At 73.2% G+C, this 14,013-nt stretch carries 11 protein-coding genes and 1 pseudogene; 7 read left to right on the forward strand and 5 right to left on the reverse strand.

The features are described from left to right. Nucleotides 1-51: 51 nt before the first annotated feature. A complete protein-coding gene (locus tag ACPCK6_RS09190) occupies nucleotides 52-2,019 on the forward strand; it encodes a penicillin-binding transpeptidase domain-containing protein (RefSeq protein ID WP_423480851.1) in 1,968 nt (655 codons plus the stop codon). Nucleotides 2,020-2,062: 43 nt separating this feature from the next. Here the strand turns inward: ACPCK6_RS09190 and ACPCK6_RS09195 are convergent, their stop codons facing one another. The 4 genes and pseudogenes from ACPCK6_RS09195 to icmA form a co-directional block, all read right to left on the reverse strand. Further along, a complete protein-coding gene (locus ACPCK6_RS09195) occupies nucleotides 2,063-2,194 on the reverse strand; it encodes a hypothetical protein (protein ID WP_370584924.1) in 132 nt (43 codons plus the stop codon). Between the two features lie 10 nt (nucleotides 2,195-2,204). After that, nucleotides 2,205-3,232 (reverse strand): annotated as a pseudogene (locus ACPCK6_RS09200) (arginase family protein); the annotation flags it as partial. 58 nt (nucleotides 3,233-3,290) lie between these two features. Beyond that, complete coding sequence (locus tag ACPCK6_RS09205) at nucleotides 3,291-4,208, reverse strand: tetratricopeptide repeat protein (protein WP_396881270.1); 918 nt, start codon at nucleotides 4,206-4,208, stop codon at nucleotides 3,291-3,293. Between the two features lie 179 nt (nucleotides 4,209-4,387). Then, nucleotides 4,388-6,076, reverse strand: coding sequence for a coenzyme B12-dependent isobutyryl-CoA mutase large subunit (gene icmA / locus ACPCK6_RS09210; protein ID WP_262014053.1), 1,689 nt, complete (start codon nucleotides 6,074-6,076; stop codon nucleotides 4,388-4,390). A 318-nt stretch (nucleotides 6,077-6,394) separates the two neighbouring features. Between icmA and ACPCK6_RS09215 the strand changes: the two genes are divergently transcribed. After that, complete coding sequence (locus tag ACPCK6_RS09215; protein WP_423480852.1) at nucleotides 6,395-6,775, forward strand: hypothetical protein; 381 nt, start codon at nucleotides 6,395-6,397, stop codon at nucleotides 6,773-6,775. A 4-nt stretch (nucleotides 6,776-6,779) separates the two neighbouring features. On the opposite strand, the gene ACPCK6_RS09220 is transcribed toward ACPCK6_RS09215, so the two are convergent. After that, nucleotides 6,780-8,423, reverse strand: coding sequence for a PucR family transcriptional regulator (locus tag ACPCK6_RS09220; RefSeq protein WP_396881267.1), 1,644 nt, complete (start codon nucleotides 8,421-8,423; stop codon nucleotides 6,780-6,782). 107 nt (nucleotides 8,424-8,530) lie between these two features. Between ACPCK6_RS09220 and ACPCK6_RS09225 the strand changes: the two genes are divergently transcribed. The 5 genes from ACPCK6_RS09225 to ACPCK6_RS09245 all read left to right on the forward strand — a co-directional run. After that, nucleotides 8,531-10,063 (forward strand): CoA-acylating methylmalonate-semialdehyde dehydrogenase, encoded by a 1,533-nt coding sequence (locus tag ACPCK6_RS09225; protein WP_396881266.1) that lies wholly within the window; start codon nucleotides 8,531-8,533, stop codon nucleotides 10,061-10,063. A 20-nt stretch (nucleotides 10,064-10,083) separates the two neighbouring features. Then, entirely contained in the window at nucleotides 10,084-11,412 is a 1,329-nt protein-coding gene (locus ACPCK6_RS09230) for an aspartate aminotransferase family protein (RefSeq protein ID WP_423480853.1), read from the forward strand. A 116-nt stretch (nucleotides 11,413-11,528) separates the two neighbouring features. Then, nucleotides 11,529-12,659, forward strand: a complete 1,131-nt coding sequence (locus ACPCK6_RS09235) for a thiamine pyrophosphate-dependent dehydrogenase E1 component subunit alpha (RefSeq protein ID WP_423480854.1) — start codon at nucleotides 11,529-11,531, stop codon at nucleotides 12,657-12,659. Nucleotides 12,660-12,687: 28 nt separating this feature from the next. Then, entirely contained in the window at nucleotides 12,688-13,656 is a 969-nt protein-coding gene (locus tag ACPCK6_RS09240) for an alpha-ketoacid dehydrogenase subunit beta (protein WP_423480855.1), read from the forward strand. A gap of 14 nt (nucleotides 13,657-13,670) precedes the next feature. Beyond that, on the forward strand, nucleotides 13,671-14,013 hold a 343-nt coding region (locus ACPCK6_RS09245; RefSeq protein WP_423480856.1), incomplete at its 3' end, for a biotin/lipoyl-containing protein.

Here is a 14,013-nt window from a genome sequence, read left to right on the forward strand (position 1 = left end):
CGCCGGGTCGTACTAGCGTGCAGGGCAGTTGAGCACCGGAGGGACCGCTTCATGCCCGTGTCGTACCCCGTCCGCCCCCGCCGCCACACCCGTCACCGTGCCCTCGCGGCCCTGGCCGCAGTCCTGGTCACGGCCGGTGCGCTGACCGGATGCTCCGGGGACGACGGCCCGGAGGCGGCCGTCGAGGCGTTCCTCGGCGGCTGGCGCTCCGGCGACCTGCAGGCGGTCGGCTTCGTCCAGCCGGCCGGCGGGCGGGTGCCCGCCGGCGACGTGACCAAGCAGATCCAGGCGCTCGCCGGCGCGCTCGCGGCCGACCCGCCGGAGCTGGCGCGTACCGGCGACATCACCACCAAGGGCGACGTCGCCACCGCCCGGGTCAAGGTGAGCTGGGCGCTGCCCGGCGGTGGCACCTGGGCCTACGAGAATCCGGTACGCCTCAAGCGCGGCGGCGACGAGCAGTGGCAGGTGATCTGGGAGCCGTCGGTGGTGCACGAGAAGCTGGAGAGCGGCGACAGGATCGCGCTTCGGCGGGAGCCGGCGCAGCGCGCCGGTGTGCTCGACGCGGCCGGTCAGCCGATCGTCGCGCCGCGCCCGGTGGTCCGGGTGCAGCTCGTCCCCGGCGAGATCGACGACGTCCCCGGCATGGTCAAGAAGCTGGACGCCGCGTTCAAGGCGATCCGGCCCGCGCTCACCCCGCCGGTCGACCTGGGCGACCTGCCCAAGCGGCTCAAGGAGGCCAAAGCGGACGGCCTGGTCGAGGTCGTGACGTTGCGCGACGAGGCGTACCGGCAGATCAAGCCGCGCATCTACGACCTGCCCGGCACCCGGTTCGTCTCGGAGCAGCTCATGCTGGCACCGACCCGCGAGTTCGCCCGGGCCCTGCTCGGCTCGGTCGACCAGGCCACCGCCGACGACCTCCAGGCCCACCCCGAGCGGTACGCGCGCGGTGACCTGGTCGGCCACGGCGGGCTCCAGGGCCGGTACGACGAGCGCCTGCGCGGCGTCCCCGGCGTCACCGTCATCACCGAGCGGACCACCCCGGACGGCAAGGTCGAGCCGACCGGCACGGAGCTGTACCGCGCCGACCCGAAGCCCGGTCAGCCGGTGAAGACGACGATCGACGCGGCCACCCAGAACGCCGCCGACGCCGCGTTGCGCGGGCAGACCCGCCGGTCCGCCCTGGTCGCCGTGCGGATCAGCGACGGCGCGGTGCTGGCCGCCGCGAACGGCCCGGGTGCGGCGGGCGAGAACCTCGCCTTCACCGCCCAGGTGCCGCCCGGCTCGACGTTCAAGGTGGTCAGCGCGCTCGGCCTGCTCGACCGGGGCGCGGTGACCCCGCAGACGACTGTGAACTGCCCGAAGACGGCGACCGTCGAGGGCCGGATCTTCAAGAACTCGGACGACTTCGAGCTGGGCGCGGTGCCGTTCGCCACCGACTTCGCCAAGTCGTGCAACACCGCGTTCACCGCGCTGGCGCCGAAGCTCGGCCCGGACGGGCTGGCGCAGGCCGGCCGTACGCTCGGCCTGGAGGCCGCGTGGGATCTGGGCACCGACGCGTTCACCGGCAAGATCTCCGCAAACGGCTCGGCCACCGAGCAGGCCGCCGCCGCGATCGGTCAGGGCACCACGCTGGTGAGCCCGCTGGCGATGGCGAGCGCCACGGCAGCAGTGGCCCGGGGCAGGTTCGAGCAGCCCAAGCTGCTGCTCGACCCGGCGCCGGCCAAGCCCGCACCGGCCGGGGAGGCGCTCAAGCCGGAGTCGGTGACGGCGCTGAAGTCGATGATGCGCGGGGTGGTCACCGCGGGCAGCGGCAGCGCGCTGGCGGACGTGCCGGGCGAGCCGGTGCACGGCAAGACCGGCACCGCGGAGTACGACAACAACCCGGCGCACACGCACGCCTGGTTCGTGGGCTGGCAGGGAGACGTGGCCTTCGCCGTCTTCGTCGAGCAGGGCGGGGCGGGCTCGAAGGTGGCGGCGCCGATCGTCGAGAAGTTCCTGCGCGGCCTGGCCGCGAGCTGAGCGGGTTCCGCACCGCCGTGCGCCGCGAGCTGAGGCGTACCGGTCAGGCGATGTCGATGCCGGAGCGGGCCGGGTCCGGCTCGTCTCCGGCGGAGGCGCGGCGCAGCAGGCCGGGCCCGAGCGGGTCGTCACCGAGGTCGTCGTCGGCGGTCGGGTCGGGCCCGATCGGTTCCACCGCGACCGCGGGCGCCGGTACGGCCGCCGGGGCGGGCAGCGGCTCGGGCTCCGGCCGGCTGTCGGCGGCGCGGGGCGCCGGGGCGACGGGTCCGGCCGGCAGCAGCCGGGGCGGCACGGCACCCGGCGCGACCACAGGGGCGAGCCCGGCCACCACCGTGTTCACGATCTCGGCCGCGTACGCCCCGTCCGGGTCGTAGTCGGGGTCGAACACGGTCAGCTCGACGCCGAGGCAGTGCGGGGTGTCGACCAGCCCGGCGAGCAGGATCTCCAGCTCGGCGAAGGCGATGCCGCCCGGGTCGGGCGCGTCCACGGCGGGCATCACCGCCGGATCGAGCACGTCCACGTCGATGTGCACCCAGTAGCCGGCGCAGTCGACGAGCTGCTCGTGCGCCCACTGGGCGGTCCGGGCGGCGCCCTCGGCGCGCAGCGCCGGCACCGGCCGGGTGGTGATGCCGGCGGCCTGGAGGTCGAGCCGGTACTCGTCCTGTGCCCGGATGCCGAGTACCACCACGTCGATGTCCCGGAAGTACGGCCGGCGGCCCTCGATCGCGGCCAGGTCGGGCTGCCCCCGGCCGGTGACCAGGGCGAGATCCTCCCCGGCGGCGGCGCCGACGTACGAGGCGTTGCCGGGGTGCCGGAAGTCGGAGTGGCCGTCGACGAAGACCAGCCCGATCCGCCCGCCGACCGCCTCGCCGAGGCGGTGCATGGCCAGCGCCGAGCCGAGCAGCACCGAGCAGTCGCCGCCGAGCACCAGCGGGAACTCGCCCCGGTCGATGATCGCGCCGATCCGGTCGGCGAGCGCCACCGAGTACGCGGAGATCTCCGGTGCGTGGCAGACGCCGTCACCGGGCCGCCAGTCGCCCGGGTCGTACCGGGGCGGGGTGAGGCAGCCGGCGTCGCGGGCCCGCAGCCGCGCGAGCAGGCCGTGGTCGCGCAGCGCACCCGGCGCCTTGCCGCACCCGGGGACGGAGCTCGCGGTGGGCGGGCGCAGTCCGAGGTTCGTCGGCGCGTCGAGGACGGCGATCCGGCGCATCATGGGCTCCCGTCCTCGGCGGTCGGGCGGGCCGGCGGTGCGCCGGCCCGCGCGGGTTGACTCAGAACAGCGCGCTGGCCAGGGCGCGTCGGGCGGAGGCCACGGCGGGGTCGTCCGGGCCGGCGATGGTGAACAGGCCGAGCAGGTGCTGGCGTACCCGGTCCCGGTCGTCGCCGGCGGTGCGCCGGACCAGGCCGACCAGCCGCTTGTACGCCTCGTCGGCGAGGCCGCTGAGCACCTCGATGTCGGCGGCCAGCAGCTGGGCGTCCACGTCGTCCGGGGCGGCCGCTGCGGCGTCCAGCGCGCCCTGCGGGTCGGCGCCGGCCACCCGGCGGGCCAGCCCGACCTGCGCCAGGCCCGCCTCCGCCGCCGCGTCGGCCGGGGTCTCGGCGAGGATCTTCCGGTACGCCGCCTCGGCCGCGTCGAGGTCACCGCTCATCAGCGCGTCGTCGGCGGCGTCGAGGCGCGGATCCTCCGGTTCGGCGACGGTGACGCCACCGGCCTTGAGCACGGCCTGGAGCCACTGTCGCAACTGCGACTCGGGGACCGGGCCGGGGAAGGCGTCGATCGGGCGGCCGCCGACGATGGCGTACGTGGTGGGCAGCGTCTGGAGCTGGAACATCTGCGCGAGCCGCGGCTGCTGCTGCACGTCGACCCGGGCCAGCAGCCACGCTCCGCCGCCCTCGGCGGCCAGCCGCTCCAGCACCGGGGCGAACTGGTCGCTCTCCGGGTAGCCGGCGGCACCGAAGAAGACCACTACCGGTGTGGTGAGCGAGCGTTCGAGCACCTCGGACTGGATGTTCGCCTCGGTCACGTCGATCACGGCGGCGGAGCCGGCGGGGCTGCCCGGCAGCCCGGTCGGCCCAGCGCCCTGGGACGGTGTGGCGGAGGAGGTGTCGGCAGGTGCGGGGGTGCGCAGCGCGCTGAGGTCGACCGCGCCGCGGGTGAAGATCGACGAGGTGATCCGTGGGTCGCTCATGGTTGTCTAGTCTCGCACGTACGCGACGGATCTCCGACCAGCCGCGACGGCGACAGTCACCACTCTCCCACCTGCTCAGCCAGTGAAGGAAGGGCCCCCTGTTAACGCCTGCGGTAGAGGAAGGGCCCCTTCTTAACCACGGCGTGTTAAGAAGGGGCCCTTCCTTGCAGAGGGGGGGGTCAGAAGCGGGCGGGTTCGCGGTAGACGCCCCACTCGGCGCGCAGCGCGTCGCAGATCTCGCCGAGGGTGGCCTCGGCGCGGACCGCGTCGAGCATGGCGGGGATCATGTTCTCGCCGGTCCGTGCCACCTCGACCATCCGCGCCACGGCGGCGGTGACGGCGGCGTCGTCGCGGGCCGACTTGCGCTCGGTGAGCACCCGGCGCTGCTCCAGCTCCACCTCGTGCGAGATGCGCAGGATCTCCAGGTCCTTGGCGACGGTGCCGGTGTGGCAGTTGACGCCGACGATCCGCTTGTCGCCCTTCTCCAGCGCCTGCTGGTAGACGAACGCCGACTCGGCGATGTGCCCGGTGAACCAGCCGTCCTCGATGCCGCGCAGGATGCCGGAGGTCATCGGGCCGATGGTGTGCGGGCCCTCGCCGCCGAGCTGCTTGATCCGGGCGAAGATCTCCTCCGCCTCGGCCTCGATCCGGTCGGTGAGCGCCTCGACGTACCAGGAGCCGCCGAGCGGGTCGGCCACGTTCGTCACGCCGGTCTCCTCCATCAGCACCTGCTGGGTCCGCAGGGCGATCTCGGCCGACTCGTCGGTGGGCAGGGCGAGCGTCTCGTCGAGGGCGTTGGTGTGCAGCGAGTTGGTGCCGCCGAGCACTGCGGCCAGGGCCTCCACGGCGGTGCGCACCACGTTGTTCACCGGCTGCTGCGCGGTCAGCGACACCCCGGCGGTCTGCGTGTGGAACCGCAGCCACTGCGCCTTCTCGCTGGTGGCGCCGTACACGTCGCGCAACCAGCGGGCCCAGATCCGGCGGGCGGCGCGGAACTTGGCGATCTCCTCGAAGAAGTCCACATGCGAGTCGAAGAAGAAGCTCAGGCCGGGGGCGAACGTGTTCACGTCCAGGCCGCGCGACAGGCCCAGCTCGACGTACCCGAATCCGTCGGCCAGCGTGTACGCCAGCTCCTGCGCGGCGGTCGAGCCTGCCTCGCGGATGTGGTAGCCGGAGACGGACAGCGGCTTGTACCGCGGGATCTCCCGGGCGCAGTACTCCATCAGGTCGCCGATGAGACGCAGGTGCGGCTCGGGGTCGAACAGCCACTCCTTCTGCGCGATGTACTCCTTGAAGATGTCCGTCTGGAGTGTCCCGTCCAGCGTGGACAGGTCGGCGCCCTGCCGCTCGGCGGCGACCAGGTACATGCAGAAGACCGGCACGGCCGGACCGGAGATGGTCATCGAGGTGGTCACGCCGGCCAGGTCGATGCCGTCGAACAGCACCTCCATGTCGGACGCCGAGTCGATCGCGACGCCACAGTGGCCGACCTCGCCGAGGGACTGCGGGTCGTCCGAGTCACGGCCCATCAGCGTCGGCATGTCGAAGGCCACGGAGAGACCGCCGCCGCCCGCGCCGAGGATCATTTTGTAGCGCTCGTTGGTCTGCCGGGCGTTGCCGAAGCCGGCGAACTGCCTGATGGTCCAGGTCCGCCCGCGGTAGCCGGTCGGATACAGACCCCTGGTGTACGGGAACTCGCCCGGCCAGCCGATCCGCTCGAACCCGGGGTACGGGGTGTCCTCCGGCGGGCCGTACACCGGCTCGACCGGCATTCCGGACAGCGTGGTGAAGTCCGCGTCGCGCTTGCGGGCGGCGTCGTAGCGGGCCTGCCAGCGGGCCCGACCGGCGGCGATCTCGTCAGCGTCCATGCGCGGAGCTCCTTCTCAAGTCGTCGTCCCGAGTCCGAGTGTAGAGCGAGATCCTGAACGATCCTTAAGGGCTCGCGTACCGGCCGGTAACCCGGCGACCGGCCCCGCCGGGACGACCGATCACCGTCGATCCGCAGGTCAGGGCGCTGTCTCACGTGGCGGACGACTGCCCGGCGCAGCCTCCCGGCCGCCGGGTTCCCGTGCCACACTCCCGCCGTGGGCAATCGAATCGCGACCCGGCTGATTACCTAGGCGGCGTACGCCTCCGCGTGCGCCGCCGGCCAAGCGATCCTGTCGGCTCGTCCTAGTGAGGCCCCCGTGAGCGTGTCCGCATCCACCCCCGCCACCGTCGACCATCCCCGGCCCGCCCCCGGCCGCCCGCACGACGGGCCCGCCGCCGAGCACGGCACGCCGAGCACGATGGTGATCCACCTCGGCGTCGGTCACTCCACGACCGGCCTGCTCAAGGTGCTGTCCGTGCTGCACTCCCGCCGGGTCGCCGTGTCACACGTCCAGTACGTGCAGTGCCCCGACCGGTCCGCGGTGATGATCGTCGAGTGCACCCCCGGCACGGCGCCGATGGAGACGGTCCGCAAGAGCGTCGCGAACGCCGTACCCGTGGTCAGTGTCAGCGTGCACACCGCGCCGGCCCGCGACGGCGTCCGGCGCCTGCGGTCGGGCCGCGGCACCCACAGGTGACGGGTCAGCCGGTGGGCTCCGGGCCGCCGGCGCGCATGACGTCCCGGGCGGTGAGCGCCACGTGCAGCGACAGGCGCCGCTCGCTGGAGTCCAGGTCGACGCCGAGCACCCGCTCGATCAACTCCAGCCGCTGGTAGAGCGCCGACCGCGACAGCGACATCGCGTCCGCCGCGCGCCGCTTGTTGCGCCCCTCCACCAGGTACGTCTCCAGCAGCGCGACGTGGTTCGTGCCGTGGCGCTGGTCGTAGGAGAGCAGCGGGCCCAGCTCGCGTTCGACGAACGTCTGGAGGCGCACGTCGTCGCGCAGCAGGTACAGCAGACCCCGGAGACGGACGTCGTGCAGCCGGTAGAACGGGCGCGGCTCGGCGGTGTGCACTGTCGCGTCGGCCACCTGCGCCGCCTCGACCAGTGAGCGCCGGGCCAGGTCGAGCGTCCGGACCACCGACCCGGCGGCGACCACCACGTCCGCGCCGGCCCGGTGGCCCGCCCGGGTGAGCGCGGCGGACAGGCCGCCCAGCGCCGCCTCGTCGGAGCCGGTCTCGTCGAGCGCGACGAGGAGGGTGACGCCGGTGCCGCCGGCCGCCTCGTCCACGTCGCCGGCGAGCGCGGCGAGGCCGCACTCGCGTACCGCCGTCTCCACCGCGTCGAGCAGAGCCCGCCGGTTCGCGGTCCCGTCGGCGCCGGCGCCCGGAGCGGGCCGGCGCCGCCGGACCACGACGCCGAGCAGCAGTCGCTGCTCCAGGACGACACCGAGCCCGCGCGCCCGCAGCGCCACGTCCCGGGTGGGCGCCGAGTGGGTGACGAGGCTCAGCAGCAGGCTGCTGCGCGCCTGCCGCTCGACCGACGACGAGTCCCGGGCGACGAGCTGGTTCAGCGCGATGGTGGATGCGGCGCGTTCCAGCAGCACCCGGGTCCGGGCCGGTGGTTCCTGGTCGCACAGCAGCACGAGCCGCCCCCACCGGTTGCCGCGCGCCTCGACGCTCGTCACCAGCCAGCCCGAGCGCGGCTCGTAGCCGGTGCCGGACGGGACCTCGACGGCGCGCGAGCGGGTCTCCCAGCGGTCGAGCAACTCCTCGGCCGTCAGCGGACCGGTCTCGTACGCCAGCACCTGGTGGGCGAGGTTCTCCAGCACCGCGGGCCGCCGGGACAGGCGGGTGACCTCGCGGAGCACCTGCCGGGGCTCGGCGCCCTCCACCGACAGCTCGGTGAAGATGCGGTGGATCTCGTCCTTCGCGAGCAGGTCCGCCGTCTGCTCCTCGACGATCACCGAGTGGACGACCTCGGTGACGGCGACGAACCGCATCTCGCGCCGCAGCGCGATCAGGGGCAGGTTCCGGCTACGGGCGTGCTCGACCAGCCCGGCCGGCAGTGTGCCGCCGAACCGGCGGCCCAGCTCGACCACCACGCCCGCCACGCCGACGGCAGCCAGGCCGTCGATCCACCGGCGCAGGCCGTCGTCGTCGGGGGGCAGGCCGATGCCGGTGGTCAGGACCAGCTCGCCACCGCGGAGCAGGTCGGCGATCTCGGGGATCTCGGCGACGTGCACCCAGCGCACCGGGGCGTCCAGCCGGTCCCGGCCCGCCAGGACGCGCGGCCCGGCCTGCTGCAGAGCCGGCAGTTCCAGCACGTCACGGACCGTCATCGGCATCGGAGCGCCTCCCCCTTCCCTCCGGCGCACAGTATGTGCGCTTCCCGCGGACGGGAACGACACAGTGCCCATTGCCCGGACCTGGGGAAGCGCAGATGATCCCGGGCATGACCCAGACAGCACCCGGCACCGCGCCCGCTCCCGTCCCGCTGGAGCGGGTGACCCACTGGATCGACGGCAAGCCGTTCGCCGGAGTCACCGAGCGTACGGCCCCAGTCTACGATCCGGCGCTGGGCGCGGTCCGGACGGAGGTGCCGCTGGCCTCGGTCGACGAGGTGGACCAGGCCGTCGCCTCGGCCGCCGCCGCGTTCGCCTCCTGGCGGAACTCGTCGCTGACCAAGCGCACCCAGGTGCTGTTCGCGTTCCGGGAGCTGGTCAACCAGCACAAGCAGGAGCTGGCCGAGCTGATCACGGCCGAGCACGGCAAGGTCGTCTCGGACGCCCTCGGTGAGGTCACCCGCGGCCTGGAGGTCGTCGAGTTCGCCTGCGGCATCCCGCACCTGCTCAAGGGCGGCTACTCCGAGGGCGTGTCCACGAACGTGGACGTCTACTCGATCCGGCAGCCGGTCGGCGTCTGCGCCGTCATCTCGCCGTTCAACTTCCCGGTGATGGTCCCGATGTGGTTCGTGCCCATCGCCATCGCGGCCGGCAACGCCGTCGTGCTCAAGCCCAGCGAGAAGGACCCGTCCGCGTCGCTGCTCGTGGCCCGGCTCTGGGAGCAGGCGGGCCTGCCCGCGGGCGTGTTCAACGTCGTGCACGGCGACAAGGTCGCGGTGGACCGGCTGCTGGAGCACCCCGAGGTCAAGGCGGTGTCGTTCGTCGGCTCCACGCCGATCGCCCGGTACGTGTACGAGACCGGCACCCGCAACGGCAAGCGCGTCCAGGCCCTCGGCGGCGCCAAGAACCACATGGTGGTGCTGCCGGACGCCGACCTCGACCTGGCCGCCGACGCGGCGGTGAACGCCGGGTTCGGTTCGGCCGGCGAGCGGTGCATGGCCATCTCGGCTCTGGTGGTCGTCGAGCCCGTCGCCGACGACCTGGTGGCCCGGATCCGGGAGCGCATCGCCACGCTGAAGGTCGGCGACGGGCGGCGCTCCTGCGACATGGGTCCGCTGGTCACCAAGGAGCACCGCGACCGCGTCGCGTCGTACCTCGACGCGGGTGCCGAGGCCGGTGCCGAGCTGGTGGTGGACGGCCGCGAGGTACGTGTCGACGGCGACGAGTCCGGGTTCTGGCTCGGGCCGAGCCTGCTGGACCGGGTGTCGCCGGAGATGAGCGTCTACACCGACGAGATCTTCGGGCCGGTGCTGTCGGTGGTGCGCGTCGGCAGCTACGACGAGGCGCTCGCGCTGGTGAACGCCAACCGGTACGGCAACGGCACGGCGATCTTCACCAACGACGGCGGCGCGGCCCGCCGCTTCCAGAACGAGGTCGAGGTCGGCATGGTCGGCGTCAACGTGCCGATTCCGGTGCCGATGGCCTACTACTCCTTCGGCGGCTGGAAGGACAGCCTCTTCGGCGACTCGCACGCCCACGGCGCCGAGGGCGTGCACTTCTTCACCCGCGGCAAGGTCGTCACCTCCCGGTGGCTCGACCCCAGCCACGGCGGCATCAACCTCGGCTTCCCCGAGAACGTCTGAGCAGCGGAGAGAGAACGCCGATGAGCACCAGCGCACGCACCTACGAGCTCGACCGCGCGCACGTCTTCCACTCCTGGTCCGCCCAGTCGCTGCTCGACCCGATGGTGGTCGAGCGGGCCGAGGGCTCGTACTTCTGGGACGGCGACGGGAATCGCTACCTGGACTTCTCGTCGCAGCTCGTCAACACCAACATCGGCCACCAGCACCCGGTGGTGGTCGCGGCGATCCAGGAACAGGCGGCCCGTCTGTGCACGATCGCGCCGTCGTACGCCAACGACGTTCGCGGCGAGGCGGCCCGGCTGATCACCGAACTGACCCCGGCGGGGCTCGACAAGGTGTTCTTCACCAACGGCGGCGCGGACGCGATCGAGCACGCCGTCCGGATGGCCCGGCTGCACACCGGCCGGCCGAAGGTGCTGTCGCAGTACCGCAGCTACCACGGCGGCACCCAGACGGCGGTGAACCTCACCGGCGACCCGCGCCGCTGGCCCAGCGACAACGGCACCGCCGGGGTGGTGCACTTCTTCGGCCCGTTCCTGTACCGGTCGGAGTTCGGCGCCACCACCGAGGAGGAGGAGTGCGCGCTCGCGCTGCGCCATCTCGAACGCGTCGTGGAGATGGAGGGCCCGTCCACCATCGCCGCGATCGTGCTGGAGACGGTGCCGGGCACCGCCGGCATCATGCCGCCGCCGCCGGGCTTCCTGGCGGGCGTACGGGAGCTGTGCGACAGGCACGGCATCCTCTACATCGCCGACGAGGTGATGGCGGGCTTCGGGCGTACCGGCGCCTGGTTCGCGCTGGACCACTACGGCGTGACGCCCGACCTGATCACCTTCGCCAAGGGCGTGAACTCGGGTTATGTCCCGCTCGGCGGTGTGGTGATCGCCGACCACGTCGCCGAGACGTTCGCCACCCGCGCCTACCCCGGCGGCCTGACCTACTCCGGTCACCCGCTGGCCACCGCCGCCGCCGTCGCGACCATCAACGTGATGCGGGACGAGCGGATCGTCGAGAACGCCGCCACGATCGGCGCCGACGTGCTGGGCCCGGGACTGCGCGAACTCGCCGACCGGCACCCGAGCGTCGGTGACGTCCGCGGGCTCGGCGTGTTCTGGGCGCTGGAACTGGTACGCGACCGCGAGACGAAGGAGCCACTGGCGCCGTACGGATCGTCGTCGCCGGAGATGAACGAGGTGCTGGCCGCGTGCAAGCGCGGCGGCCTGGTCGCGTTCGCGAACTTCAACCGGATCCACGTGGTGCCGCCGTGCACCGTGTCGGAGACGGAGGCCAAGGCGGGCCTGGCGATCCTGGACGAGGCGCTGACACTCGCCGACCGCCACACGGTCTGAGGCAATGCCCACCACCGCCCGCCGGGTCCACCCCGGCGGGCGGTCCCGTATCCGAGATCCGCGAGACGGCCGGCGACCCCGGTGACGCGGAGACCGACGCACCCAGAAGGTGACGAATGACTACCGTAGATCTCGCCGACCCACCGGTAACCAACCCCTTCGCCGGCACCACCGGCCTTCCGCGTACCTCAGAGGGCTGGACCCAGCTCGTCACCCCGGACGGGCGCCTGCACCCGGACGTCGACGCCGACCGTGACGCCCTCGGCCGCCTCACCCGTGACCTGTACCGGGGGATGCGGCTCGCCCGCCGCCTCGACGACGAGGCGTTCGCGTTGCAGCGCCAGGGCGAGCTGGGCCTGTGGCTGCAGTGCCGCGGCCAGGAGGCCGCCCAGGTCGGCTCGGTCGCGGCGGTACGCGCCGACGACTACGTCTTCCCGAGCTACCGGGAGCACGCCGCGGCCCTGTGGCGCGGCATCGGCCCGGCCGACCTGCTGCGCCAGTGGCGCGGCGTCGCGCACAGCGGCTGGGATCCGGAGCCGTACGCGTTCCACATCTACACGCTGGTCCTGGCCGCCCAGCTGCTGCACGCCACCGGGTACGCCCTCGGGGTGCAGCGCGACGGCAGCGACACGGTGGTCGTGACGTACTTCGGTGACGGCGCGGCCAGTGAGGGCGACGCGAGCGAGGCGATGAACATCGCCGCCGTCAACGCCGCCCCGATGGTCTTCTTCTGCCAGAACAACCAGTGGGCCATCTCGACCCCGACGGCGTCGCAGACGCGTACCCCGATCCACCGTCGCGGCGCCGGGTTCGGCCTGCGCAGCGAGTGGGTCGACGGCAACGACGTGCTGGCGGTGTACGCGGTGACGTCCGCCGTGACCGCGCACGCCCGCGCAGGCGGCGGCCCGGCGATCGTCGAGGCCACCACGTACCGGATGGGTGGGCACAGCACGTCGGACGACCCGACCCGGTACCGCACCGACGACGAGCTGGCGGCCTGGCGGGCACGGGATCCGCTGGCCCGGGTCGAGGCGCTGATGCGCGCCGAGGGCTGGAGCGACGAGGCGTTCCTCGACGGGATCCAGGCCGAGGCGGACGAGCTCGCCGACCGTACCCGCCGGGAGTGCCTGGCGCTGGAGGCGCCGGACCTCGCGGACGCCTTCGCCACGGTGCTGGCCGACGTGCCCCCGCTCCTGCGGGAGGAGCGCGACGCGTTCGTCGCCTACCGCGCCTCCTTCCTCGACTGACGCCCGCCTGCGATCGGAGAACCCGTTCATGCTCACCCTCTCTCAGGCACTGAACTCAGGCCTGCGCCGCGCCATGGAGGACGACGAAAAGGTCCTCCTGATGGGCGAGGACGTCGGCCGGCTCGGCGGCGTCTTCCGGGTCACCGACGGTCTCCAGAAGGACTTCGGCGAGGCCCGGGTGGTGGACACCACGCTCGCCGAGTCCGGGATCGTCGGCACCGCCATCGGGCTGGCGCTACGCGGCTACCGCCCGGTCTGCGAGATCCAGTTCGACGGCTTCGTCTACCCGGCGTTCAACCAGATCGTGTCCCAGCTCGCCAAGATGCGGGCCCGCACCGGCGGCCGTACCGCCCTGCCGGTGGTGGTGCGGATCCCGGTGGGCGGCGGAATCGGCGCGGTGGAGCACCACAGCGAGTCCAACGAGGCGTACTTCGCGCACACCGCCGGGTTGCGGGTCGTCTACTGCGCCAGCCCGGACGACGCGCACTGGATGATCCGCCAGGCCGTCGCCGGTGACGACCCGGTCATCTTCTACGAGCCGAAGCGCCGCTACTGGGTCAAGGGCGAGGTGACCCCCGCCGGGCCGCCGCTGCCGCTGGACCGCGCCCGGACCGCGCGGCCGGGCACCGACGTGACGGTGCTGACGTACGGCGGCACGGTCGCCACCTGCGTCGCCGCCGCCGAGGCTGCGGCACGGGAGGGGCGCGACATCGAGGTGATCGACCTGCGGTCCATCTCCCCGCTGGACGTGGCCACCATCGAGGAGTCGGTGCGCCGCACCGGCCGGGCGGTGGTGGTCCACGAGGCCCCCACGTTCGCCGGGTTCGGCGCCGAGGTCGTCGCGCAGGTGACGAGCCGGTGCTTCTACTCGCTGGAGGCGCCGGTCGAGCGGGTCGGCGGCTTCAACCTGCCGTACCCGCCGGCCAAGGTCGAGGAGGAGTACCTGCCCGACCTGGACCGGATCCTCGACGCCGTCGACCGCGTCCTGGCCGCGTGAAGGGAGAGGTACCCGTGAGCGTTCAGCAGTTCCGTCTGCCCGACGTCGGCGAGGGCCTCACCGAGGCCGAGATCGTCACCTGGCGGGTCGCACCGGGCGATCCGGTCGGCCTCAACGACGTCATCGTGGACATCGAGACCGCCAAGGCCGTGGTCGAGCTGCCCAGCCCGTACGCCGGTGTGGTGGACCGCCTGCTCGCCGAGGAGGGGCAGACAGTCGAGGTCGGCGCGCCGATCATCGCGATCCGGGTGCCGGGTGACGGCCCGGCGACGCCGTCCGCCGACGAACCGTCGACCGGCGACGAACCGGCCGCCGACGAGCCCGCCGAGGAACGCACCGCGGTGCTCGTGGGCTACG

It is taken from the genome of Micromonospora sp. AB353, from assembly GCF_049538395.1.
In the GTDB taxonomy this organism is placed as follows: Bacteria; Actinomycetota; Actinomycetes; order Mycobacteriales; family Micromonosporaceae; genus Micromonospora; species Micromonospora aurantiaca.